The sequence below is a fragment of the Cohnella sp. GCM10027633 genome (assembly GCF_042675445.1).
Lineage (GTDB): Bacteria > Bacillota > Bacilli > Paenibacillales > Paenibacillaceae > Cohnella.
Genome location: NZ_JBHTGV010000001.1, coordinates 459,391 through 480,983, shown reverse-complemented (window position 1 = coordinate 480,983; position 21,593 = coordinate 459,391). Strand labels below are relative to the sequence as shown.

The window sequence follows — 21,593 nt, the reverse complement described above, 5'->3', positions numbered from 1 at the left end:
GCGGAACGGCGAAGTGAGGAAGACGATCAGGGTTACGGACGGCAAGCGCATGCTGCCGGTCACGATCCGCAATTACGACCGGAGGGACTTCGAGAGCTTGATCTCGTTGCAGGCCGATTGCTTCCCTCCTCCGTTCCCTTCGGAGCTTTGGTGGAACGAGGAGCAACTGAACGAGCACGCGACGCGGTTTCCGGAAGGCGCGCTATGCGCGGACGTCGAAGGACGCATCGTCGGTTCCATGACGGGTCTCCGAATACATATGAAGCATCGGGAGAAGCACGATTGGTCGTCCGTTACCGACGACGGCTACATACGCAACCACGCCGCGGACGGGGAGACGCTGTACGTCGTCGACATCTGCGTCGCGCCCGCGTACCGCAAGTTCGGGCTCGGCAAATGGCTCATGCAGTCGATGTACGAGACCGTCGTTCATCTCGGATGCGACCGGCTGCTCGGAGGCGGCCGCATGCCCGGCTACGGGGCCGTGTCCGGCCGGATGACGCCGGAGGCTTACGTCGCGCAGGTCGCCGAGGGAACGTTGCAGGATCCGGTGCTGACGTTCTTGCTCAGATGCGGCAGGCTGCCCGTCGGCGTCGTCGCCGACTACCTGGAGGACGAACAGTCCGCGAATTACGCCGCGCTGATGGAGTGGCGCAACCCTTTTAGACCATTCGATCATTAACGATACAGAGGAGATTGACCAGATGGAATACATTCGCGTGAATTCAATCGATGACCCGCGCTTCGCGGCGATGCATCGCATGATGAGCAAGATTTTCCCGCCCGAGGAAGTGCTCGCGTTCGACCTGTGGAGAGAACCGATCGCCGATCCTTCGATTCACGTGTACGTCGCCGTCGAGGACGGGGAAGTCGTCGGCGCGACGGAGTATCGATATTATCCGGAGCTGTGCGTCGCGATGACCGACTTCACGATCATCAGCGCGCTTAGCAAGGGCATCGGCCGGTTCCTGTTCGTGGAGCGGCAGAAGGATCTGGTCCGCCTCCAGGCTGCATCCGGAACGGTCGCTCTCGGCATGTTCGCCGAAATCTACAACCCGCACGCGGCGTCGAGCTTCTCGTTCGGCGACGTTCTCGCGATGCATCCCGCCGTTCGCCGCGAAGTTCTGTCGCATCTCGGGTACCGCAAGCTCGATCTGGCTTACGTGCATCCTTCGTGGGATCACGAGGGCAAGGCGGTCACCGAATTGGATCTCGGGTTCCTGCCCGCGGACAACAAGATGACGGAAGTGCCGGCAGCGCTCATTGCCGCCTTCCTTCGGCAATATTACGAAGCGCTCCCGAACAAGCCGAGAGAGTGGCACAACATGATCGCGGGGCTGGAGACGAGAGACAACGTCGCGTTGCGTCCGTTGTAAAACATACAAGGAGTACTTACATGCGCATTACGCTGCTAGGAAACGGCGATTCGATGGGAACGCCGAGAATGTATTGCGACTGCGCGGTGTGCGCGGAAGCGAGGGAATCCGGCGCGAATCGCCGTTACCGTTCGTCCGCTTGGCTGGAGGAAGCCGGGCAACCGCCTCTGTTGCTCGACTGCGGGCCGGACTTTCGCTTGCAGATGGAGAGCCTAGGGGTGCGCCGCGTGGAGCAAGCGATCGTCACGCACGCTCATATCGACCATATCGCCGGCGTCACGGACTGGGCGGACGGCTGCAGATGGCTGGGAGAGCGCTCGCGCATGTACGCGCCGCAAGAGGTGCTCGATCTGATCGGCGCCAGGTATCCCTGGGTAGGCAATCAGCTGGAGATGGTCGCGAACGACGAGGGGATGACGTACGGCCCGTGGGCGGTTCGGCCATGGAAAGTCAATCACGGGAAGAACGGCTACGCGTACGCATACCGGTTCGACGACGTCGCCGGAGGCAGAGCTTGGGCGTATTGTTCGGACGCCATCCAGCTGACCGAGGAGCAGCAGCGGCCGCTGCTCGGGCTCGACCTGCTAGTGCTCGGCACGAGCTTCGTCCTCGAACCTTACCCGATGGAGACGCGGTCCGTTTACGATATGAAAGAAGGGGTCGCGCTCGCGGAGAAGCTGCGGCCGGGTCGCGTCGTGTTCACGCACTTGTCCCACGACGTGGATGCGCGCAAGCGATACGGCTTGCCGGCTAACGTCAGCATCGCGGCGACCGGAATGACGCTGGAAGTATAACGCCCGTTGACGCAATGCCGGTTCAATCCCGGCTGCGGATGACGAGGACGAGACCTCCGGTAATCGTAATCGTGCCCGTCGGCTCGTCGAGCACGTTGCTGACGCCGATCGATTGGCCGAGCCGGATCGTCGCGTCGTTAAGCGGATATCTGAATCCTTGCAAGGTAATGCCGGTGACGCGCTCTGTCAGCGGCAGCAGCGAGACATTCGGGTACCGCGGGTCGGCGGACAGCCGCATCGTGCCCGCGCACAAGCTAATGATATTATGCTCGTCGATCAAGCGCAGGCTGCATCCCAGCTCCTGCGCTTGTTTAAGTAGATGGACGTTGGCTAAGCTATGGTCGAAGCGCGTGCCGAGCGCGCCGGCGATGTCGATGTCGGAGAAGCCTCTGCCCGCGGCTTCGCGGAAGGCGAGCTCGGTGTCGGTCCAGTCTTTGTCGATCGCGTCGTACACGATCGTCTCGTCGCTGGCCGCGCGGACGGCGTCCAGTTGGCCGGGGCCGATCGAATCGAAGTCGCCGAGGGCGAGCTGCATGCGCCCCCCTGCCCGTGCGACGAATTCGGCGCCGCGGTCCGCGCCGATAACGAATGAATAAGCCGGCAGCAGCGCCAGCGTCCACGCTCCAATGTTGCCGCCCGTGACGATCAAGGTTCTGCGGCGGTCGGTTACGGACATCGGAAACACCCTTTTCTGCGTGATGTCGCAAGTTTTCAACGATACAGTACAGTATAACGGGAAAAAGAGCGTTGCGGAATATCCGGGCATGCCGCTACAATGAGTAAGGGTTGTCATCATTCGACAGGTATCGGGATATTCGGGGGTTGTCAGCGTTGGAATGGGATGTGTTTCATGTATTCAGCTTGATCGGAACGATCGCGTTCGCGGTCAGCGGCGGAATCGTCGCCATGGAAGAAGAGTATGATATTCTAGGCGTGTTCGTGCTCGGGTTGGTGACGGCTTTCGGAGGCGGCGTCATTCGGAATTTGCTCATCGGCGTTCCGGTTACGACGTTATGGGGCCAAGGCTTGTTCTTGAAAACGGCGGGCATATCGATCTTGATCGTGTTCTTGCTGCCGATCCGGTGGATTCATCATTGGAAAAGGGGCGAGGCGTTCTTCGACGCGATCGGGCTGGCCGCGTTCGCGATCCAAGGGGCGCTGTACGCGGTGAACGAGCAGCTTCCGATCAGCGCGGTCATGGTCGCGGCGATGCTGACGGGCATCGGCGGGGGGATGGTGCGCGACGTCATGGCCGGCCGCAAGCCGCTCGTGCTGCGGGACGAGATCTACGCGGTATGGGCGCTGCTCGCGGGGCTCGCGATCGCCCTCGGCAACCTGCAGAAGCCGTGGGAGCTGTTCGCGCTGTTCCTGTTCGTCGTCGTGTTCCGCATGCTGTCCGTCTATTATAAATGGAAGCTTCCGCGCCGGTCGTTCCCGGGCGGAACGATGTAGGAGGGCAACGATGAGTTATTCCGTATTGTTCGTATGTCTCGGCAACATTTGCCGCTCCCCGATGGCGGAGGCGGTGTTCCGCGACGTCATCCGCCGCGAAGGTCTAGAGGAGCGAATCTCCGTCGATTCCGCGGGCACGGGAGATTGGCATATCGGCCATCCGCCGCACGAAGGAACGCGCGATCTGCTCGACCGCCACGGCATCTCGTACGCGGGCATGAAGGCGAGGCAGATCGCCAAGTCGGACGGCGACAAATTCGACCTGATCGTCGCGATGGATACCCGCAACGAACGCGATATCCGGGAAGTGCTCGGCGTATCGGCAGGGTCTCAAGTCATTCGGTTCCTCTCTCTTCTGCCCGAGCAAGCATTGGAGGACGTGCCGGACCCGTATTATTCCGGCAATTTCGACGAGGTATACGAGCTCGTGAAGGCAGGCAGCGAGAAGCTGCTCGCGTTCGTGAAGACGAGGCTGTCCGATGGATAAGCCCGGACAGGACGCCGGATCGGGCGCCTCGCTCCCGTTCGGCTTCCCGCGCATGCGGTTCGTTCCGGAGGACGAGCTGTCGCGAAGGATCGAGAACGTCAAGACGCTGAGCGAGCTAGGCGGCGAGCTGTATCGCATCGTGAAGGACGCGGAGACGGGCGAGCATTACTTGCATTACGCTTCGTATCATTTGAACGTCGCCGGTGGGGGAGCGGAGGAGCATTATCACCATCTGCTGCCGCTCGCCCACGACGACGTCATCGCGTACGCGCTCGGCGCGAGCTGGCCTTCGTATCCGGCGGAATGGCACGGCGCGTATCTGCGTAACGGTCCGCACGGCGGGTTCGTCTGGTACGATCCGGACGGCGCCGCGATGGACGAGGCGGCGTACGAGGAAGCAGCGGCCGTGCTGAAGGAGAAGCTGCTCGCGTTCCGCAGGTCGGGCGCGAGCGGCGAAGAAGAGACGAGACGTCTGCTCGAAGACATCGAGCGAGGGCTTCCGCCCGCGCCCGATCGATAATACGCGTATTCGGTCATTCGAATGCCGGAGGCGAAGGGGAGAGGAAGGCCCCGAGCGCTTCCGGCATTTCTCGTTGCCAGAAGCCCCACTTGTGCTCTCCGTCCTTCTCCGTATAGATCAGCTTCGCGCCTCTAGCCAGCAGCTCTTCGCGCGCGGCGCGGTTCAACGCCACGAAGTCGAATACGCCGCGGTCGGTCTCGTACGCGCGCTCCTGCAAGCCGACCGTCATCCATACGCGAAGATGCGCCAGCGAACCCGCTCGCTTCAGCTCTTCGACGGACGGGTAATAATAGGCTCCGGACAAGCTGACGATGCGGCTGAACATCGCCGGGTAGCGAAGCGCGATCGACATCGACACGGTGCCGCCGAGCGAATCGCCCGCCAGCAACCGTTCGCTTGATTCGTCCCGCACCGGGTATTGCGATTCCACCCATGGAATCAGTTCTTCCGCGAAGAACCGTACGTAGCCGTCATGACGCTCCCCGTCGGGGGCGTATTCGGACGTTCGGTGACGTTTGTCGACGTCTACTCCGACGATAATGAAAGGATCCCAGCCTTCCTCGATGATGAGCCGCTGCGCTTGCGTGGCGATGCGGCCGAAGTTGAAGAAATCTTCGCCGTCTTGGCAATAGACGACGGGGTAGCTGATCCACTGTTGGAAACCGGGCGGCAAATAGACGCGAATCGACCTCGTTCGCTCCGGTAAATGTTGGCTGGGAATGTCGTGTCTGACGATCGTTCTCTTAAAAATCGGGTTGTCGCTCATGCGGCGAACCTCCTTAGAAGGTATGGGAAATCTCGGCTATGGGCAAACCATATTGAAGACTGAGGACCATAAAGTGTATTACTGTGTTATATAGATTACATAACCCTGTTATATAAACATGGATCGTCGAAAAGCTATATAAATAAAGGTTTTTAAACAGTTTTTCTTTGACCAAACCAGTTGAACAGGGATATAATAATTCTATAACAGAAAGCCCTCTTCCACAATTCAAGATGAGGTGAACCTTAATGAGCAAAGTATCTATCGAAGCACCGGTCAACCAAACGGCCGGACATCCAGCGCACGAAGTAAGGTCGGATAATGTCGTTCCCTTGCAAATATTGTCCCCCGAAGGGGAAGTCGTCAACGCGGAACGCATGCCGAAGCTGACGGACGACCAGCTGAAAGAAATCATGTACCGCATGGTATTCACCCGCACTTGGGACGACCGCGCCGTTAACTTGGGGCGCCAAGGACGTCTCGGCTTCTATGCGCCGGTATCCGGACAAGAAGCGACGATGGTCGGCAGCGAGTACGCGTTATCCAAAGAAGACTTCATCTGCCCGGGTTACCGCGATATGCCGCAGCTCGTCTGGCACGGACTTCCTCTCTATCAGGCGTTCTTGTATTCCCGCGGCCACCAGCACGGCGGCCAAATTCCGGAAGGCGTCAACGTGTTGATGCCCCAAATCATTATCGGCGCGCAAATCCTGCACGCTACCGGCGTCGCGATGGCTTACAAGCTGAAAGGCGAGAAGCGCGTCGCGATTACGTACACGGGAGACGGCGGCTCCTCCGAGGGCGACTTCTACGAAGGTCTTAACTTCGCGGGCTCGTTCAAGCTTCCAGTCATTTATTTCGTGCAAAACAACGGTTATGCGATCACGACGCCGTACGCGAAGCAGACGGGCGCGCAATCGATCGCCCACAAAGCGCTCGCGGCGGGCATTCGCGGTCTTCAAGTCGACGGCATGGACGTGCTGGCGGTTATCTCCGCGGTGCAAGAAGCCGCCGAGATCGGCCGTAACGGCGGCGGAGCTACGCTGATCGAAGGCTTGACTTACCGGTTCCGCCCTCACTCGATGGCGGACGACACGACGAAGTACCGCACGAAGGACGAAGAAGCGGAATGGAGCTTGAAGGATCCGCTCGTTCGCTTCGGCAAGTACCTGGAGAAAAAAGGCTTGTGGACGGAAGAAGATACGGCGCGCGTCAAAGAAGAAGCGAAGAACGCGGTGAACGAGCACATCAAAAAAGCGGAGCAAACGGAGAAAATGACCGTCGCCGGCTTGATCGATTCGATGTTCGAACATACGCCTCCGCATCTCGAAGAGCAAAAAGCCGATTTCCAATAATAAAATCAAGTTCAAAAATCGGCTTTTCAGCACCGAGAAGGTTGCGAGAAACAGAAGAAGGAGGAGCGGAGTGTAGGCAAACCTACATGAGCACCGGACTTCGAAGTTGAACGCAAGATTCGATGTCGAATCTGCTTCCTGAGTTGCTTCGTGATCAAAAGTCGACTTTTTGAACATCCACTAAACTCGTTTGACGGGAGAGTAGACACAGCATGGCTCAGATGAATATGAAAGAAGCGATCCGCGACGCGATGCGCGTCGAGCTGAAAAACGACCCTAACGTAATCGTGTTCGGCGAAGACGTCGGTAAAGTCGGCGGCGTGTTCCGCGCGACGGAAGGGCTGCAAGGCGAATTCGGCGAAACCCGCGTATTCGATACGCCGCTGGCGGAATCCGCGATCGGCGGACTCGCGGTCGGCCTCGGCATTCAAGGCTTCCGTCCCGTGGCGGAAATCCAGTTCGTCGGCTTCATCTACGAAGCGATGGATCAAATGTTCATTCAAGCGGCGCGGATGAGATACCGCTCCGGCGGACGTTACAATTCCCCGATCGTATTCCGTACGCCTTTCGGCGGCGGCGTTAAAGCGGCAGAGCTGCATACCGATTCCTTGGAAGGCTTGGCCATGCAGACGCCGGGCATCAAAGTCATCGTTCCGTCCAACCCGTACGACGCCAAGGGACTTCTCGTCTCGGCGATTCGCGATAACGATCCGGTATTCTTCATGGAGCACCTGAACCTGTACCACGCGTTCCGCGACGAAGTGCCGGAAGAGGCGTACACGGTGCCGATCGGCAAAGCGAAAGTCGTTCGCGAAGGCAAAGACATCACGATCATCGCCTACGGCTTGATGGTGCACACGGCCGTCAAAGCGGCGGAAGAGCTCGAGAAGAGCGGCGTATCCGCCGAAGTCATCGACCTGCGCACGCTGTTGCCGCTGGACATCGATACGATCGTGGAATCGATCAAGAAGACGAACCGCGCGATCGTCGTGCAAGAAGCGCAGAAGACTTCCGGCGCGGCCGCGGAAATTATCGCTCAGATCAACGAGAAGGCGATTCTTCACCTGGAAGCGCCCGTGCTTCGTTGCGCGGGCCCGGATACGGTTTATCCGTTCGCGCAAGTCGAGGACGCATGGTTGCCTTCTACGGCACGCATCGTGAAAACCGCTAACCAAGTGCTGCAGTTCTAATCGGAGGAGGATTCCAGGTGGCCAGATTCGAATATCGGTTCCCGGAGCTGGGCGAAGGGCTGCACGAAGGCGAAATCGTCAAGATGCACATCGCGCCCGGCCAGACGGTAACGGACGAAGATATAATCATGGAAGTACAGAACGACAAAGCGATCGTGGAAGTTCCGTGTCCGGTCAACGGCAAAGTGACCGAAGTGCGCGCCAAAGACGGACAAGTCATGCACGTCGGCGACATCGTCGCGATTATCGAAGCCGAAGGCGAAGTTCCGGAACAAGCGCCGTCGGAGGAAGCCCACGCGCAAGCCGCCGGCGGCGCTTCCGGCAACAGCGCGGTAGGCGGCGCGGATACGAAGGGCCAACCGGCGCAAGAAGCGGCGGCTCCCGCGGCTCCGGCACCTGCCGCCCCTGCGGCGGCTCCGTCCGCTTCGAACGCGTTCGTGCTCGCGACGCCAAGCGTACGCAAGCTTGCTCGAGAGAAGGGCGTCAACATCGCGCAAGTGAACGGCAGCGGCAAGAACGGCCGCATTACTCGCGACGATGTTCTCGGCGCAGGCGGCGCGGCTCCCGCGGCCGCGGAACCTGCCGAAGCTCAAGCGGCAAGCGCGCCAGCGGCATCCGCTCCGTCGGCTGCCCCGGCTGCGAAGACCGGCGGTCCCGTCGGCGGCCAAGGAGTCGAAGAGCGTATACCGTTCAAGGGCATCCGCAAGGCGATCTCTAACGCGGTCGTTAAGTCGGTGTATACGGCTCCGCATGTCACGATAATGGACGAAGTGGACGTGACCGCGCTAGTCGCGCTTCGCAACCGCGCGAAGCCGATCGCGGAGAAGAAAGGCGTCAAGCTGACGTATTTGCCGTTCATCGTGAAGGCGCTCGTCGCCGCATGCCGCGAATTCCCCGCGATGAACGCGGTTATCGACGAAGCGGCGAACGAAATCGTCTATAAGAAGTACTACAATATCGGCATCGCGACGGATACCGACGCCGGCGTCATCATCCCGGTCATCTTCGACGCGGACCGTAAGAATATCTGGTCCGTGGCGAACGAGATCCGCGATCTCGCGACGCGCGGCCGCGACGGCAAGTTGTCGGCGGGCGAACTGAAGGGCAGCACGATCTCGATCACGAACATCGGTTCCGCCGGAGGCATGTTCTTCACGCCGGTCATCAACTTCCCTGAAGTCGCGATTCTCGGCACGGGCCGCATTACGGACAGAGCGATCGTCAAGAACGGCGAGATCGTCGCCGCTCCGATGATGGCATTGTCGCTGAGCTTCGACCATCGGATCATCGACGGCGCGACGGCTCAATATTTCATGAACTACATCAAACAGCTGCTCAGCGATCCCGAGCTGCTCGTAATGGAGGTTTAAACCCATGGTCGTAGGAGATGCGTCTCTGGATATAGATTTGCTCGTCATCGGCGCCGGACCCGGCGGCTACGTAGCCGCCATCCGCGCCGCGCAGCTCGGACAGAAAGTCATGATCGCCGACAAAGGCAAATTCGGCGGCGTCTGCTTGAACGTCGGCTGCATTCCTTCCAAAGCTCTGATCAACGCCGCGCACCACTACGAGGCGATGCAGCACGCGGACGAGTACGGCTTGTCCGCGAGCAACGTCAGCGTCGACTTCGGCAAAGTGCAAGCGTACAAGTCGTCCGTCGTGAACAAAATGACGTCCGGCGTCGAGATGCTGCTCAAAGCGAACAAGGTGCAAATGTTCCAAGGCGAAGTCATGTTCATCAACGAGCATGAAGCGCGCCTGTTCAACGACCAAGAAGCGCCTCGTTACCGCTTCAAGAACTGCATCATCGCGACGGGCTCCCGCCCGATCGAGCTGAAGCCGTTCCCGTTCGGCGGCCGTATCCTGTCATCGACGGAAGGGCTGTCGTTGCCTGAAGTGCCGAAGAGCCTCGTCGTCATCGGCGGCGGCTACATCGGCATCGAGCTTGGTCAAATGTACTCGAAGTTCGGCACGAAAGTAACGATCCTCGAGGGCGCGGATACGATCATGCCGGGCTTCGACAAAGACATGAGCCAGCTCGTCGTGAAGAAGCTGAAGAAGAACGACGTCGAGATCGTCAACGGAGCGCTCGCCAAGGGCGCCGAGCAGACGGACAAAGACGTTACCGTTACGTACGAAGTCGGCGGCGAGACGAAGACGGTTACGGCCGACTACCTGCTCGTTACGGTCGGCCGTCGTCCGAACACGGACGGCGAGCTCGGTCTCGACCTGATCGGCGTGAAGGTCGGCGAACGCGGCCTGATCGAAGTCGACGACCAATGCCGGACGAACATCCCGCACATCTACGCGATCGGCGACATCGTGCCGGGCGCGGCGCTCGCGCACAAAGCTTCGTACGAAGCGAAGGTCGCGGCGGAAGCGATCGCGGGCTTGCCTTCGAAAGTCGACTACAAGTGCATTCCTGCCGTAGCCTTCTCCGATCCGGAGTGCGCAAGCGTCGGTTACACCGAGAAGGAAGCGAAGGACAAAGGCCTTAACGCGAAGTCCAGCAAGTTCCCGTTCGGCGGCAACGGCCGCGCGGTTACGCTCGGCGGCTCCGACGGCTTCATGAAGATTATCCATGACGCCGACAACGGCCTCGTGCTCGGCGCGCAAATCGCCGGCGTCGAAGCTTCCAACATGATCGCCGAGCTCGGTCTCGCGATCGAGATGGGCGCGACGATCGAGGATATCGCCCTGACGATTCACGCTCACCCGACGCTTGGCGAGATCACGATGGACACGGCGGAGCTCGCGATGGGTCATCCGATCCATACGATCGCGCCGAAGAAATAACCTATCGCAATCGATGCACCTCCCTGGCTCGCGACTTTTCGGTCGTGCGGGCCCGGGAGGTGCATATTTTTATAACAGAAGACGGAACGAGGAGCGGAGCGATATGGGCGTTGAAGCCATTCCGGTCAGCCGGTCGCGATCGATCATGACGGAGCTCGTGTTCCCGACGGACACGAACCATCACGGCACGATGTTCGGCGGCACGGTCATGAAGTATATCGATAAGATATCGGCGATAGCGGCCATACGTCATTGCCGCAAGCCGGTCGTCACCGCATCGACCGACAGCTTGGACTTCGTGTCGCCGATCCGGATGGGCGAGGCGGTCGAACTCGAGGCGTTCGTCACGTGGACTCACCGCAGCTCGATGGAGGTGTACGTCGTCGTGCGCGCGGAGAACCTGTTCACCGGCGAGCGCAGAGTGACGGTAACGGCGTTCTCGACGTTCGTCGCCCTCGACGAGCAGGGCAAGCCGACCCCGGTGCCGCCCGTGGCGCCGGAGCGCGAGCACGAGCGCAAGCTGCACGACAGCGCGCCGGAACGGCACGCGCTGCGGATGAAACGGCGCAAGGAACGTTACTCGGCGCCGGAATCTTCATCGACAGAAGCGGAGCCTCAGTGATACAATAGTTCATATTTTCATATCGAATCGACAGGGTGAGACTCAATTGCGCAACTACTTGGATTTGCTTCAGGACGTACTCGATAACGGTACCGACAAGTCCGACCGGACGGGTACGGGCACGCGTTCCGTCTTCGGCCGCCAGCTTCGCTTCGATCTGGGCGAAGGTTTCCCGCTCGTCACGACGAAGCGCGTGCATCTGAAGTCGGTCGTCCACGAGCTGCTATGGTTCATCAGCGGCGAGACGAACATCCGCTACTTGAAGGAGAACGGGGTCTCGATCTGGGACGAATGGGCGGACGAGAACGGCGATCTCGGTCCGGTATACGGCTCGCAGTGGCGCGCCTGGGAGACACCCGACGGCCGGAAGATCGACCAGCTGACGCAAGTCGTCGATAGCATTAAGCGGAATCCGGACTCGCGCAGGCATATCGTGAACGCCTGGAACGTGTCGGTCATCGACGAGATGAAGCTTCCGCCGTGCCATTTCGTGTTCCAATTCTACGTCGCGAACGGCAAACTGAGCTGCATGCTGACGATGCGGTCGATCGATACGTTCCTCGGCTTGCCGTTCAACATCGCCTCTTACGCGCTGCTGACGCATATGATCGCTCAGCAATGCGACCTGGAGGTCGGCGAGTTCGTCTGGTCCGGCGGCGATACGCACATCTACAGCAACCATATGGAGCAAGTGAAGCTGCAGCTGTCGCGCGAGCCGCTTCCGCTGCCTAAGCTCGTCATCCATCGCAAGCCCGAATCGATCTTCGATTATAAATTCGAAGACTTCGAATTCGTCGGCTACGAGCACCACCCGGCGATCAAGGCGCCTGTCGCGGTGTAAGAACGCATTAACCGAACCTCGAACGACTTCTTCCGAAGCGTTCGAGGTTTTTTTGCGCGCGCGATTCCGTACGTCGAACCGTTCGCCGAATGCTCCCGTTAACTCCAATGATGGAATTCATTCGGAAGGGATCGATCGAGAGATGGAGAATAAGTATAGCAATTGGAATAAAACGGCGAAGGCAGCCTTGCTCGCGTTGTCGCTCGCGATGACGATCGTCTTGCTGGCGTCTTGCGGCTCCGGATCGAACGAAGAACGCGCCTCCGGCGATGCGGGCGCATCCGCCGCGGCGACGGCCTCGCCAAGCGACACGGCGTCGCCGAGCGAGTCCGCAACGGCGAGCGAGTCCGCAACGGCGAGCGCGTCGGCTTCGCACGAAGAAGGGCACGAGGCAACTCCTTCCGCAAGCGCGTCGGCGAGCGCGTCAGCGTCTTCCGAGGCAACGCCTTCGGCTTCATCGACGCCTGCCGCTTCGCCTAAGCCTTCTCCATCGCCGAGGCCTTCGCCAACCCCGTCGGCTGCGCCTAAGCCCTCGGCGACCGCAGAGGCGGAGGCTTCCGCTTCGCCGGACGATTCGCAAGAGGAGGTCGTCGTGGAGATCAAGGGGTTCGCTTTCTCGCCTGGCGAGCTTACGATCAAGAAAGGGACGACGGTCGTCTTCATTAACCGCGACAAAGTCAAGCATACCGCGACGGCCGACGGAGGCGCCTTCGATACCGGCTTGCTCGGCAAAGACGAATCGGCGAAAGTCGAGTTCAAGGACGAGGGGACGTTCTCCTATTATTGCGCGCCTCATCCGGATATGAAGGCAACCATCATCGTGACCGATGACGATTAATCTCAGGCGGGCCGAGGGCGACCTCGGCCCGCCGTGCGCGTTAAAGAACCGCGGGGGAGGAAGAGGCATGACGATACCGACGGATGCCGAACTGATGCGACATATTCGCGATCGGCGCGAGGACGCGCTTGAGCAGCTGTACGACCGTCACTCGCGCCTCGTCTATTCGTTCGCGCGCAAAGCCTGCGCGGACGAATCGCTCGCAAGAGAAGTCGTGCAGCGCGTATTCACCCGATTATGGACGACGCGAGCGGAATACGACGCCTCGAGAGGCGCGTTCTCGAGCTGGCTGGTCGCCGTTACCCGAAATATCGCGATCGACGTGTTGCGAAGCGAACGTCGCCATCGAGGGACGTTAGCGATCGAAGCCGCGGCGGGCAACAGTCGCGATGACGAACCCGGCGATCCGGAAGCCGCGGCCATTCGATGGTCTACGCGTTCGGAGCTCGTTCGGGCTTCTCGCTCGCTGAGCGGGCCGCAGCAACGCGTCATCGAGCTGTTATATTGGAAAGGCTTCACGTTGCACGAGATCGCGGAGATGGGCCAAGAACCGATCGGAACGGTCAAGAACAGGCTTCATCAGGCGCTTAAGACGCTGCGCAGACAACTTCAGGGCATGAGGGAGGAACGATAACCGATGAACGGAGACAAGGAGAAGGCTTCCCCGTGCGATGGATTGGTCGATTACGTCGTCGGACTCGGCTCCGATGTCGAGCGCAAGCGGTTCGAACGACATCTTGCGGCGTGCGCGACGTGCAGGGAAGAAGCCGCGAGCTGGAGGGAAGTATGGGATCGGCTCGCGCACGATATGGACATGGTCGAGCCGCCCGCCGATCTGAAGGACGAGGTGCTCGGTCCGTTGCTAAGCTCGGCGAACGCGCCGGAATATCGCGTCGAATCGCGATCCGAGAGAAATTATAAGAAGCCTCTAATGCTGACGGTCGGCGCCGCCGTGCTGGCGCTTTTCTTCGCCGCGGGCTGGCTGGCGGCCGACCTTCGCGCGGAGGCGAAGCCGATCTCGTTATCGGCGGGCGGTTCGGTCGAGCCGACGGCGATCGAGACGCTGTACCGGCTGTCGGCGGTTCGGGAGTCCGGCCGCTTCGAAGACCGGCAACGCGCGTACGGAGTCGCGTGCTTCGTTCGTTCCGCCTCGGAAGAGCGGTTCGTCGTCTACGTGTTCGACTCTCCGGCGACGGTAGGATCCGAGGCTTACCAAGTATGGCTATGGCATGAAGGCAAGAGACGCAGCGCGGGAACGTTCACCGTCGACGACAGCGGCATCGGAATGATGACGTATCCGCTAACGGAAGGGTCCGACCCGGTCGACGCGATCGAAGTCACGTTGGAGCCGAATCCCGGTTCGACGTCGCCTCGGGGTCCCGAGCTGTTCGAATCCTATACGAACGAGATCGCCGAATCCTGATATTGGAACATATTCGTCACACATTGTTCGGGTAGGCAGCGGCAAATCGATGTGATATGATAGGACAAAACCATTTTCAAAAGCGATTTCCGAACGGGAGGAAGGGTGCGAATGTCGGTAACGTTGATCGCGGCAGTCGCCTCCAACGGCATTATCGGTAAAGATAACGAATTGATCTGGCGTCTTCCGGCGGACATGGCCTTCTTCAAGCGACAGACGATCGGCAAGCCCGTGCTGATGGGGCGCAAGACTTTCGAATCGTTGAAGCAACCGTTGAAGGACCGCACGAACGTCGTCTTGTCGAGGACCCTGAAGGAAGCGCCGGACGGCTGCGAGCTTGTGCGTTCGATTCCCGAAGCCATCGAGAATTACGGCGACGAGGAATTGATGGTCATCGGGGGAGCGGAAATCTACGAGCAGACGTTAGCGGTCGCCGACCGGTTAATCTTGACGGAGATCGACCGGCCTTTCGATGGAGACGCTTCGTTCCCCGCGTTCGACCGCGAAGAGTGGAAGCTCGTCTCGCGTACGCCGGGCGTTCAGGACGAACGCAATCTCCTGCCGTACTCGTTCTGCGTATACGAACGCGTATAGCGGAATCGTGCAAACAAGTAGACGGATAGTCCATTGTTCGACAGGATGCGATTTGATAGGATGATCTATTATTGCTATACAAATACGACCTCGAGCACGCTTGCAACCGCAGAAGCAACCCGATATAGTGGGATGAAAGATGGATTGCGCAGCACGTGCGTTACTTAGGCAGATGGAGGAAATGTAGATGTCGACACCTACGGGATTCATGGAATATCAACGGGAGCTTCCGAGCGACCGCGATCCCTTGGAGCGCATCAAGGACTGGAATGAATTCCACCGGATGTTCTCCGAAGAGCAGCTGCGCACGCAAGGCGCCCGCTGCATGGATTGCGGTACCCCTTATTGCCATACCGGAATGGAGCTTGCAGGCAACGCTTCCGGCTGTCCGATCAACAACTTGATTCCGGAGTGGAACAACCTCGTCTACCGCGGCCTCTGGAGAGAAGCTTACGAGCGTCTGGCGAAGACGAACAACTTCCCTGAATTCACGGGACGGGTATGTCCGGCGCCGTGCGAAGGCTCCTGTACCGTCGGCTTGATCGGCGACGCGGTGACGATCAAGACGATCGAGCAAGCGATCATCGACCGCGCCTTCGAGGAAGGCTGGGTAACGGCGGAGCCGCCGAAGACGCGCACGGGCAAGAAAGTCGCCGTCGTCGGTTCCGGCCCGGCGGGCTTGGCAACGGCCGCTCAACTGAATAAAGCCGGCCATTCGGTCACCGTGTACGAGCGCGCCGATCGCATCGGCGGGTTGCTGACGTACGGCATTCCGACGATGAAGCTCGAGAAGGACATCGTGCAACGCCGCGTCGATCTGCTCGCCGCGGAAGGCGTCAAGTTCGTAACGAACACCGAGATCGGCAAGGACATCTCTTCCCGCGAGCTGCAAGCGCAATACGACGCCGTCGTTCTGTGCGGCGGCGCGACGAAGGCGCGTCCGATCGGCAACGTCGAAGGTCATCAGCTTAAGGGCATCTATCAGGCGATGGACTACTTGAACAGCACGATCAAGAGCTACCTGGACAACGGCCTGCAAGAAGGCACCTATATTTCCGGCAAAGACAAGCACGTCATCGTCATCGGCGGCGGCGACACGGGCACGGACTGCGTCGCGACGGCTCTTCGCCACGGCTGCAGCAGCATTACCCAGTTCGGCACGCACGCCAAGGCTCCGCTTGAGCGCGATTCGATCAACAACCCTTGGCCGGAGTATCCGAACGTGTACACGCTCGATTACGCTCACGAAGAAGCGAAGGCGATCTACGGCGAAGATCCTCGCGCGTTCTCCGTTCTGACGAAGAAGTTCGTCGGCGACGAGAACGGCAACGTGAAAGAGCTTCACACCGTGCAAATCCGCCGTTACGTGGACGAGCAGGGCCGGAAGATCTACGAGGAAATTCCGGGTACCGAGAAAGTATGGCCCGCGGATATCGTTCTCGTGGCCGTCGGCTTCGAAGGTCCGGAGCGCACGATCATCGACGAGCTCGGCCTGGAGACGGACCGTCGCTCGAACGTGAAGGCGCGTTACGGCAAATACAATACGAACGTAGACAAAGTGTTCGCCGCGGGCGATATGAGACGCGGACAAAGCTTGATCGTATGGGCGATCAACGAAGGCCGCGAGGCCGCTCGCGAAGTCGACCGCTTCCTGATGGGAAGCACGATGCTTCCGTAAACCGATTAATCGATTATAATGAAGAGGTTGTCTCGCATCCGGGGACAGCCTCTTTTTTCACAGACGCGATGGGGGTTAGATAATGATTCGATACGGCGACGAGAAATGGACCGAGCTCCGGTTCGAGGGATTACGATACGAAGCGGTTCGAAGAGATAATCAATGGGTTGACGTGACCTTGCGCGTCGAGACGGCGGAAGAGACGCCGCTGCCGCTCGACTTGATCGATTTCGCGATATTGGCCGTCTGCACGCATCGAGGCGATCCGATCCAACTGGCCACGCTCGACGAGGACTGCGACTCGGAATACCAGCTGACGGACGGGGAGAAGCAGCAAATCGAAGCATACATCCGTTCGGAGGATGTTCAGCGCGCCATTCGACTAGCGGCTTCGGCCGAATAACCGGGCGACGATACAGGGCCGGAGATGCGTTCCCCAAAAGTTTCCTCTATGTTACACTGGGAAGGATTCGTCTGGCATCCCGATGGGCGAGAGGGGAATACGATGGAACGCGTCGCGCTGATGACGAAGGCGGACATGCATGTCATACGCCGTTACGTGAATACGAAGTATGCCCCGCTGCCGGGAGAGAAGCGGGCGGAGATTGTCGCGGACGCGATTCGCCGCGGCCTGCGCCAGCGGCTTCCGGAACTGCCTGACGAGGCGAAGACGAAGCTGGCGAACGAGCTGATCACGCGTTGTCTCGTTCGGGATAATCGCGACGTATCTCCGGAGGACGTCATCGACGTCTGCTCGGAGTGGAACGAAGATAAGCAAGCGACGGAACTCGTCGAGTCGATTCGCCGTTGGATGGACGAGCGATCTCCCGGCCGTTGGAGCGCGGAGCAAATCGCCGGCAGGCTGTCGAGATCCGGCGTCGGCGGCGATGCGAACGCGGAATCATACGTCTCCGATGCGAATCGGCGATCTTACTTTAAGCCGGGGAAGCTCGTCTGGACCGGACTTGCCGTAACGGCGATCGGAGCCGCCACCGCAGCGGTATTGTTGCTTATCAAGCCGGATGTTCCGGAAGCCAAGCCCGTTCCTTACGTGCCGCAGGTCATCGTCATGCCTGCTCCCGAACCGGATGTCGGCATGCCGCCTCGCTTGAGGTACGCGGAGATCGACGAGCCGGCGGTCAAGAGCTACTTGCGCGGACGCGACGCGTTGCTGGCGGAAGAGCCGTACTTCGGCGCGATCGTGGCGAGCGCGAAGGCGCACGACGTGCATCCGCTGCTATTGTTCGCCTTAACGGGACAAGAGCAAGGGTTCGTGCCCGAGACGGCCAAGCATGCGCGCGACATCGCCAATAACCCGTTCAACGTGTTTCATAGCTGGGAAGCGTACAATACCGACATTCACGATTCCGCGGATATCGCCGCGCGAACGATCGCGAATCTCGGCAAGAAGCGGCCGGAGGGATACGAGCCGTTCTCGTGGTTCAACACGACCTATGCGGAGGATCCGCTCTGGTCGGACGGCGTAAGGCGAATCTTCGAGAAGCTGAGCGGCTTGGTTGCGAAGTAGCCCGTCCGTTACGGTCCAAGGCGAAGAACAATAGAAGATATGCACAACGACCTAGGGATGCCGAGTCCCTAGGTCGTTGTCGTATTATCGCATGGTCGTATTATCGCAAAGAGCCGGCTAGAAAATCTTGAATCGCGGGAGGCACCTGCGGCAGCGCGTTCAGCGTCAGGAACGCGCCGCGGGGCGTCGCGTCGATCGGTACGACGTTGTACGTCCATTCGCCGTCCTGCTTCAGATATACGGCGTGGATGCCGCATTGCAGCGCGGGCAGAACGTCCGTGCGGACGGAATTGCCGATCATCCACGTCATGTCGCGGTCGAACCCGCCTTCGGTCAAGATCTGCTCCAGCGCCGACGTATTCTTGTGCATGCGCACGTAGATACGATTACCGAAGTAGCGTTCAAGCTTCAAGCTGTCGATCTTGCGATGCTGAATCGCGTAATCCCCGCCCGTATACAGATGCAGCTCGTGGCCGCTCTCGGCGAGCGAGAACAGCGTCTCCTCCATCATCGGGTACGGCTCCGCTTGAAGCTCGTACACGCTATGCCCCAGCTTCCACAGCTTCTCTTCTTCGTATACGGAAGGCGTTCGTCCCGTCAGCTGGGCAAAGTATCGGTACGTGTCCACGAACGATTGCGGGAAGTGCTCGCTCTTGAAGCCGTCGATCTGCACGCGCGCGACGTCGATCTCCGATTGCTTGCTCATGATCTGGTCGCGGCCGAGGCCGGCCGCCGCGTAACAGGTCGACATCTCGTCCGCGAATTGGTCGAGAATAAAGTGGAAGTACTTATTGCAATAGATGAGCGTATCGTCCAGATCGAACAAAATGCGTTGTTTCACGGCTTGCCAACTCCTTATGCTGCTACGAAGTCCGGCGACGCTCCGCTCGAGGCGAATCGCGCCGGCGCGAATGGGTATCGGATTCAATAAATTCATTATGGCCCGACGCAGAGGGTTTGTAAATGCGAGGAAAAAGGAAAACTAACAACAAACCCTTCGCGGAAGGCGAAGGGCGGGAGGTGATGCTATGCCTAAAAACAAAAGCAGCAAAATCGACGACCAGCGGAACAACGCGCACTTCAAAGACCGCGAGCAAGCGCTGAGGCTCGGTAAAATGGCGCGATTGCCGGCCAGCCTGAACGGAATCAACAAAAACTTGCCTTAACGCGAGCCGTTGGGACAACCTGCGTCATTGCTCGCGCGCGCTTAAGCGTACTTGGCGATCTTCTCCGTCAGCGTGCGTCTGATGCGATGGAGCCGTTGACGTACATAGAAGTCGTAACTGCCCCCGCTTAATTCGCGGGGGTTCATTGTATTGCCCGTATCGTTATCGATGATGACCAGCTTGCCGTCGTCGAAAAATTTGAATGTCAAGTCCATGGACGGCCGCGTTCCCTTGGGAGCTTCCACGTAACGGAGATGTTCGCATTTTACCATTCCGTCATCCCACCTTTAACATTATATGTCGGAACATATGTTCCTATTACCAGTATAGCAAACATTTGTTCGTATGGAAAGCTTTTCTCATATGCAATACACTAGATTTATATTGGACATAAGGAGCAGGGCATCGATGATCGTTATTACTGGCTTAACGCGCAAAATTCCCGATGGAAAAACGATTCTGGATCGCGTCAGCGCCCGTCTGGAGCCCGGCACGTTCATCGCCGTCGTCGGCGAGAGCGGCAGCGGCAAGTCCGCTCTGCTGAAGGCGCTGGCCTTGCAGGAGACGTGGACCGAAGGCGAGTACAAGGTTGACGGCAAAGACATTATGCAAGCGGGCTGGTTCGCCCGCATGAAGCATCGCAGGGAAGTCGCTTACATCGAACAGAAGCCACTGCTTCTTGAGAAGAAGAGCGCGCTCAAAAACGTGCTGATCGGCGTAGCCGGCCAAACGCCGCTATGGCGCAGGTTGATCGGATCCGTGCGCAGCGACGACTACATGGGCGGAATGGACATGCTGGAGAAGGTCGGCTTGCTGGAGCTGGCGCAGCAGAAGGTCGAACGGATGAGCGGCGGGGAACGCCAGCGGATCGCGATCGCGAGATCGCTCGTGCACGGCGCGAAGCTCGTTCTGACCGACGAGCCGGTGTCGGGACTCGACCCGCATACGTCGGAGGAAATGATGCGAACGCTTAAGAAGCTGTGCGCGGAGAAGGGGACGACGATCGTCGCCGCGCTGCACCGGCTTGAGCTGGCCGAGAAGTTCGCGGACGAGATCTGGGGCATGCAGGACGGCCGCATCGTGCTTCAAGTGAGTGGCAGAAGATTGACGGGAGCGGAGCGGATCCGAATCAGTTAATCCGTCGTCGTACAAGCCGCCGGCGCGGCAGGACGCGTTCGTTGCGCGCCGTGCCTCGCCGGCGGTAGGAAGAGGACCGCGGTTACTCGTTCGCCGGATCGGGTTTGCCTTCCGGATCGGCGTCGTTCGCCAATCCGTGGAGCGAAGGAACTTTGCCGTGAATTTGACTTTGCTGCTTGCGGCTTTTCCAGGCGCTTTCCCGGCGTCTCTTGGACGGTGCCATCGATGCAGCTCCTTTCTGAATCGGAATGAGGGTGCGATCTTATCGTGGCGATCGCGACGGTCGATTATACGCTGCCGGCGATCGGGCGATCGATGAAGGAGATTGAAGGAACGTGAACAACGCGAACGCGGCATTGGAGGCCATACCGGTCGTCTCCCTGAACGTGGGCAAGGTGCAAGCCGGGCAATACAAAGGGAAAGACCAGCGGTCTGCCATCGTTAAATCTTCGGTAGCCGGCGCGGTGCGATTAGGCGAGCTTGGCTTTGCCGGCGACGAGCAAGCGGATCTCGTCTATCACGGCGGACCCGACAAGGCGGTATGCGTCTACTCGCTGGACCATTATCCGCACTGGGAGCAAGTGCTCGGACGCACGCTGCCCCACGGTTCGTTCGGCGAGAATTTCTCCGTCTCCGGCTTGCTGGAGGCGGACGTGCGCATCGGCGATACGTTCGGCATAGGGAGCGCGGTCGTGCAGGCGAGCCAGCCGAGACAGCCTTGTTGGAAGCTCGCTATGCGATGGGGGCTCGACGAATTGCCCCTGCTCGTGACCGAGACGGGAGCGACGGGCTTCTACTTCCGCACGCTGTCGGGCGGGGAGGTTAGCGCGGGCGATACGCTGCGCTTGCTCTCGCGTCATCCGGCGGGCATCACGGTAGCCGAGGCGAACCGGGTCATGCATCGCGATAAGGACGATGCGGACGGCATTCGCGCTTTGCTCGCGGTGGACGCGCTATCGGCCAGTTGGGTGCGGACGTTGACCGCTAGATTAGAGAGGTTGGAAGGATAACGAGAAGGACCTTCAAGGCT

The 21,593-nt window shown here is 59.6% G+C and carries 28 protein-coding genes; 22 read left to right on the top strand and 6 right to left on the bottom strand.

All coding sequences use genetic code 11. From position 1 onward, the window contains the following. The first annotated feature begins 49 nt into the window (after positions 1–49). The 3 genes from ACFQZG_RS02050 to ACFQZG_RS02040 are packed head-to-tail and all read left to right on the top strand — an operon-like array spanning position 50 to position 2,170. Positions 50–682, top strand: coding sequence for a GNAT family N-acetyltransferase (locus ACFQZG_RS02050; protein ID WP_378150425.1), 633 nt, complete (start codon positions 50–52; stop codon positions 680–682). Positions 683–704: 22 nt separating this feature from the next. Beyond that, positions 705–1,376, top strand: a complete 672-nt coding sequence (locus tag ACFQZG_RS02045; protein ID WP_378149558.1) for a GNAT family N-acetyltransferase — start codon at positions 705–707, stop codon at positions 1,374–1,376. A 20-nt stretch (positions 1,377–1,396) separates the two neighbouring features. After that, positions 1,397–2,170 carry an MBL fold metallo-hydrolase gene (locus tag ACFQZG_RS02040; RefSeq protein WP_378149556.1) on the top strand — a complete coding sequence of 258 codons (774 nt, stop codon included), beginning with the start codon at positions 1,397–1,399 and terminating at the stop codon, positions 2,168–2,170. A 22-nt stretch (positions 2,171–2,192) separates the two neighbouring features. Here ACFQZG_RS02040 and ACFQZG_RS02035 read toward each other — a convergent pair whose 3' ends face one another. Continuing rightward, positions 2,193–2,846: a thiamine diphosphokinase gene (locus ACFQZG_RS02035; protein WP_378149554.1), complete on the bottom strand. Its 654-nt coding sequence runs from the start codon at positions 2,844–2,846 to the stop codon at positions 2,193–2,195. 155 nt (positions 2,847–3,001) lie between these two features. On the opposite strand from ACFQZG_RS02035, the gene ACFQZG_RS02030 reads away from it, so the two are divergent. The 3 genes from ACFQZG_RS02030 to ACFQZG_RS02020 are packed head-to-tail and all read left to right on the top strand — an operon-like array spanning position 3,002 to position 4,629. After that, positions 3,002–3,622: a trimeric intracellular cation channel family protein gene (locus ACFQZG_RS02030; protein WP_378149552.1), complete on the top strand. Its 621-nt coding sequence runs from the start codon at positions 3,002–3,004 to the stop codon at positions 3,620–3,622. A 10-nt stretch (positions 3,623–3,632) separates the two neighbouring features. Continuing rightward, positions 3,633–4,109, top strand: coding sequence for a low molecular weight protein-tyrosine-phosphatase (locus ACFQZG_RS02025; RefSeq protein WP_378149551.1), 477 nt, complete (start codon positions 3,633–3,635; stop codon positions 4,107–4,109). Further along, positions 4,102–4,629, top strand: a complete 528-nt coding sequence (locus ACFQZG_RS02020; protein WP_378149549.1) for a hypothetical protein — start codon at positions 4,102–4,104, stop codon at positions 4,627–4,629. Before ACFQZG_RS02025 ends, ACFQZG_RS02020 begins: the two co-directional genes overlap by 8 nt. 13 nt (positions 4,630–4,642) lie before the next feature. Here the strand turns inward: ACFQZG_RS02020 and ACFQZG_RS02015 are convergent, their stop codons facing one another. Continuing rightward, positions 4,643–5,395, bottom strand: a complete 753-nt coding sequence (locus ACFQZG_RS02015) for an alpha/beta hydrolase (protein ID WP_378149548.1) — start codon at positions 5,393–5,395, stop codon at positions 4,643–4,645. 248 nt (positions 5,396–5,643) lie between these two features. Between ACFQZG_RS02015 and pdhA the strand changes: the two genes are divergently transcribed. From pdhA to thyA, 6 genes are all read left to right on the top strand, one after another. Further along, a complete protein-coding gene (gene pdhA / locus ACFQZG_RS02010; protein ID WP_378149547.1) occupies positions 5,644–6,750 on the top strand; it encodes a pyruvate dehydrogenase (acetyl-transferring) E1 component subunit alpha in 1,107 nt (368 codons plus the stop codon). Between the two features lie 212 nt (positions 6,751–6,962). Continuing rightward, the gene (locus tag ACFQZG_RS02005; protein WP_378149545.1) at positions 6,963–7,940 is read left to right on the top strand and encodes an alpha-ketoacid dehydrogenase subunit beta; all 978 of its coding nucleotides are present in this window, start codon (positions 6,963–6,965) and stop codon (positions 7,938–7,940) included. Positions 7,941–7,957: 17 nt separating this feature from the next. Further along, positions 7,958–9,310, top strand: a complete 1,353-nt coding sequence (locus ACFQZG_RS02000; RefSeq protein WP_378149543.1) for a dihydrolipoamide acetyltransferase family protein — start codon at positions 7,958–7,960, stop codon at positions 9,308–9,310. 4 nt (positions 9,311–9,314) lie between these two features. After that, positions 9,315–10,736, top strand: coding sequence for a dihydrolipoyl dehydrogenase (gene lpdA / locus ACFQZG_RS01995; protein WP_378149541.1), 1,422 nt, complete (start codon positions 9,315–9,317; stop codon positions 10,734–10,736). Positions 10,737–10,839: 103 nt separating this feature from the next. After that, entirely contained in the window at positions 10,840–11,358 is a 519-nt protein-coding gene (locus tag ACFQZG_RS01990; RefSeq protein WP_378149539.1) for an acyl-CoA thioesterase, read from the top strand. A gap of 46 nt (positions 11,359–11,404) precedes the next feature. Next, a complete protein-coding gene (gene thyA / locus ACFQZG_RS01985; RefSeq protein ID WP_378149537.1) occupies positions 11,405–12,199 on the top strand; it encodes a thymidylate synthase in 795 nt (264 codons plus the stop codon). A gap of 117 nt (positions 12,200–12,316) precedes the next feature. On the opposite strand, the gene ACFQZG_RS01980 is transcribed toward thyA, so the two are convergent. Then, entirely contained in the window at positions 12,317–12,802 is a 486-nt protein-coding gene (locus tag ACFQZG_RS01980) for a hypothetical protein (RefSeq protein WP_378149536.1), read from the bottom strand. Between ACFQZG_RS01980 and ACFQZG_RS01975 the strand changes: the two genes are divergently transcribed. The 7 genes from ACFQZG_RS01975 to ACFQZG_RS01945 all read left to right on the top strand — a co-directional run bounded on the left by ACFQZG_RS01975 (position 12,792) and on the right by ACFQZG_RS01945 (position 18,260). Next, positions 12,792–13,037 (top strand): cupredoxin domain-containing protein, encoded by a 246-nt coding sequence (locus tag ACFQZG_RS01975; RefSeq protein WP_378149534.1) that lies wholly within the window; start codon positions 12,792–12,794, stop codon positions 13,035–13,037. The genes ACFQZG_RS01980 and ACFQZG_RS01975 overlap by 11 nt on opposite strands. 67 nt (positions 13,038–13,104) lie before the next feature. Continuing rightward, complete coding sequence (locus tag ACFQZG_RS01970; RefSeq protein ID WP_378149532.1) at positions 13,105–13,671, top strand: RNA polymerase sigma factor; 567 nt, start codon at positions 13,105–13,107, stop codon at positions 13,669–13,671. A 3-nt stretch (positions 13,672–13,674) separates the two neighbouring features. Next, positions 13,675–14,460, top strand: coding sequence for an anti-sigma factor (locus ACFQZG_RS01965; RefSeq protein ID WP_378149530.1), 786 nt, complete (start codon positions 13,675–13,677; stop codon positions 14,458–14,460). A 111-nt stretch (positions 14,461–14,571) separates the two neighbouring features. Further along, on the top strand, positions 14,572–15,054 hold the full coding sequence (locus ACFQZG_RS01960; protein ID WP_378149528.1) for a dihydrofolate reductase: 483 nt from the start codon (positions 14,572–14,574) through the stop codon (positions 15,052–15,054). Positions 15,055–15,241: 187 nt separating this feature from the next. Next, positions 15,242–16,732, top strand: coding sequence for a glutamate synthase subunit beta (locus ACFQZG_RS01955; protein WP_378149526.1), 1,491 nt, complete (start codon positions 15,242–15,244; stop codon positions 16,730–16,732). An 82-nt stretch (positions 16,733–16,814) separates the two neighbouring features. Further along, positions 16,815–17,135 carry a Rieske (2Fe-2S) protein gene (locus ACFQZG_RS01950; protein WP_378149524.1) on the top strand — a complete coding sequence of 107 codons (321 nt, stop codon included), beginning with the start codon at positions 16,815–16,817 and terminating at the stop codon, positions 17,133–17,135. 102 nt (positions 17,136–17,237) lie between these two features. Next, positions 17,238–18,260: a hypothetical protein gene (locus tag ACFQZG_RS01945; protein ID WP_378149523.1), complete on the top strand. Its 1,023-nt coding sequence runs from the start codon at positions 17,238–17,240 to the stop codon at positions 18,258–18,260. A gap of 100 nt (positions 18,261–18,360) precedes the next feature. On the opposite strand, the gene ACFQZG_RS01940 is transcribed toward ACFQZG_RS01945, so the two are convergent. Then, positions 18,361–19,101 carry an HAD family hydrolase gene (locus ACFQZG_RS01940; protein WP_378149521.1) on the bottom strand — a complete coding sequence of 247 codons (741 nt, stop codon included), beginning with the start codon at positions 19,099–19,101 and terminating at the stop codon, positions 18,361–18,363. A gap of 187 nt (positions 19,102–19,288) precedes the next feature. Here ACFQZG_RS01940 and ACFQZG_RS01935 point away from each other — a divergent pair, with 187 nt between their 5' ends. Further along, on the top strand, positions 19,289–19,426 hold the full coding sequence (locus tag ACFQZG_RS01935; RefSeq protein WP_378149519.1) for a hypothetical protein: 138 nt from the start codon (positions 19,289–19,291) through the stop codon (positions 19,424–19,426). A gap of 41 nt (positions 19,427–19,467) precedes the next feature. On the opposite strand, the gene ACFQZG_RS01930 is transcribed toward ACFQZG_RS01935, so the two are convergent. Beyond that, positions 19,468–19,698 (bottom strand): hypothetical protein, encoded by a 231-nt coding sequence (locus ACFQZG_RS01930; RefSeq protein WP_378149518.1) that lies wholly within the window; start codon positions 19,696–19,698, stop codon positions 19,468–19,470. Positions 19,699–19,834: 136 nt separating this feature from the next. Between ACFQZG_RS01930 and ACFQZG_RS01925 the strand changes: the two genes are divergently transcribed. Further along, the gene (locus tag ACFQZG_RS01925) at positions 19,835–20,563 is read left to right on the top strand and encodes a phosphonate ABC transporter ATP-binding protein (protein ID WP_378149516.1); all 729 of its coding nucleotides are present in this window, start codon (positions 19,835–19,837) and stop codon (positions 20,561–20,563) included. Positions 20,564–20,645: 82 nt separating this feature from the next. Here ACFQZG_RS01925 and ACFQZG_RS01920 read toward each other — a convergent pair whose 3' ends face one another. Next, positions 20,646–20,786, bottom strand: coding sequence for a DUF6254 family protein (locus ACFQZG_RS01920; protein ID WP_378149514.1), 141 nt, complete (start codon positions 20,784–20,786; stop codon positions 20,646–20,648). Positions 20,787–20,898: 112 nt separating this feature from the next. Between ACFQZG_RS01920 and ACFQZG_RS01915 the strand changes: the two genes are divergently transcribed. After that, positions 20,899–21,573, top strand: coding sequence for an MOSC domain-containing protein (locus tag ACFQZG_RS01915; protein WP_378149513.1), 675 nt, complete (start codon positions 20,899–20,901; stop codon positions 21,571–21,573). Positions 21,574–21,593 lie beyond the last annotated feature (20 nt).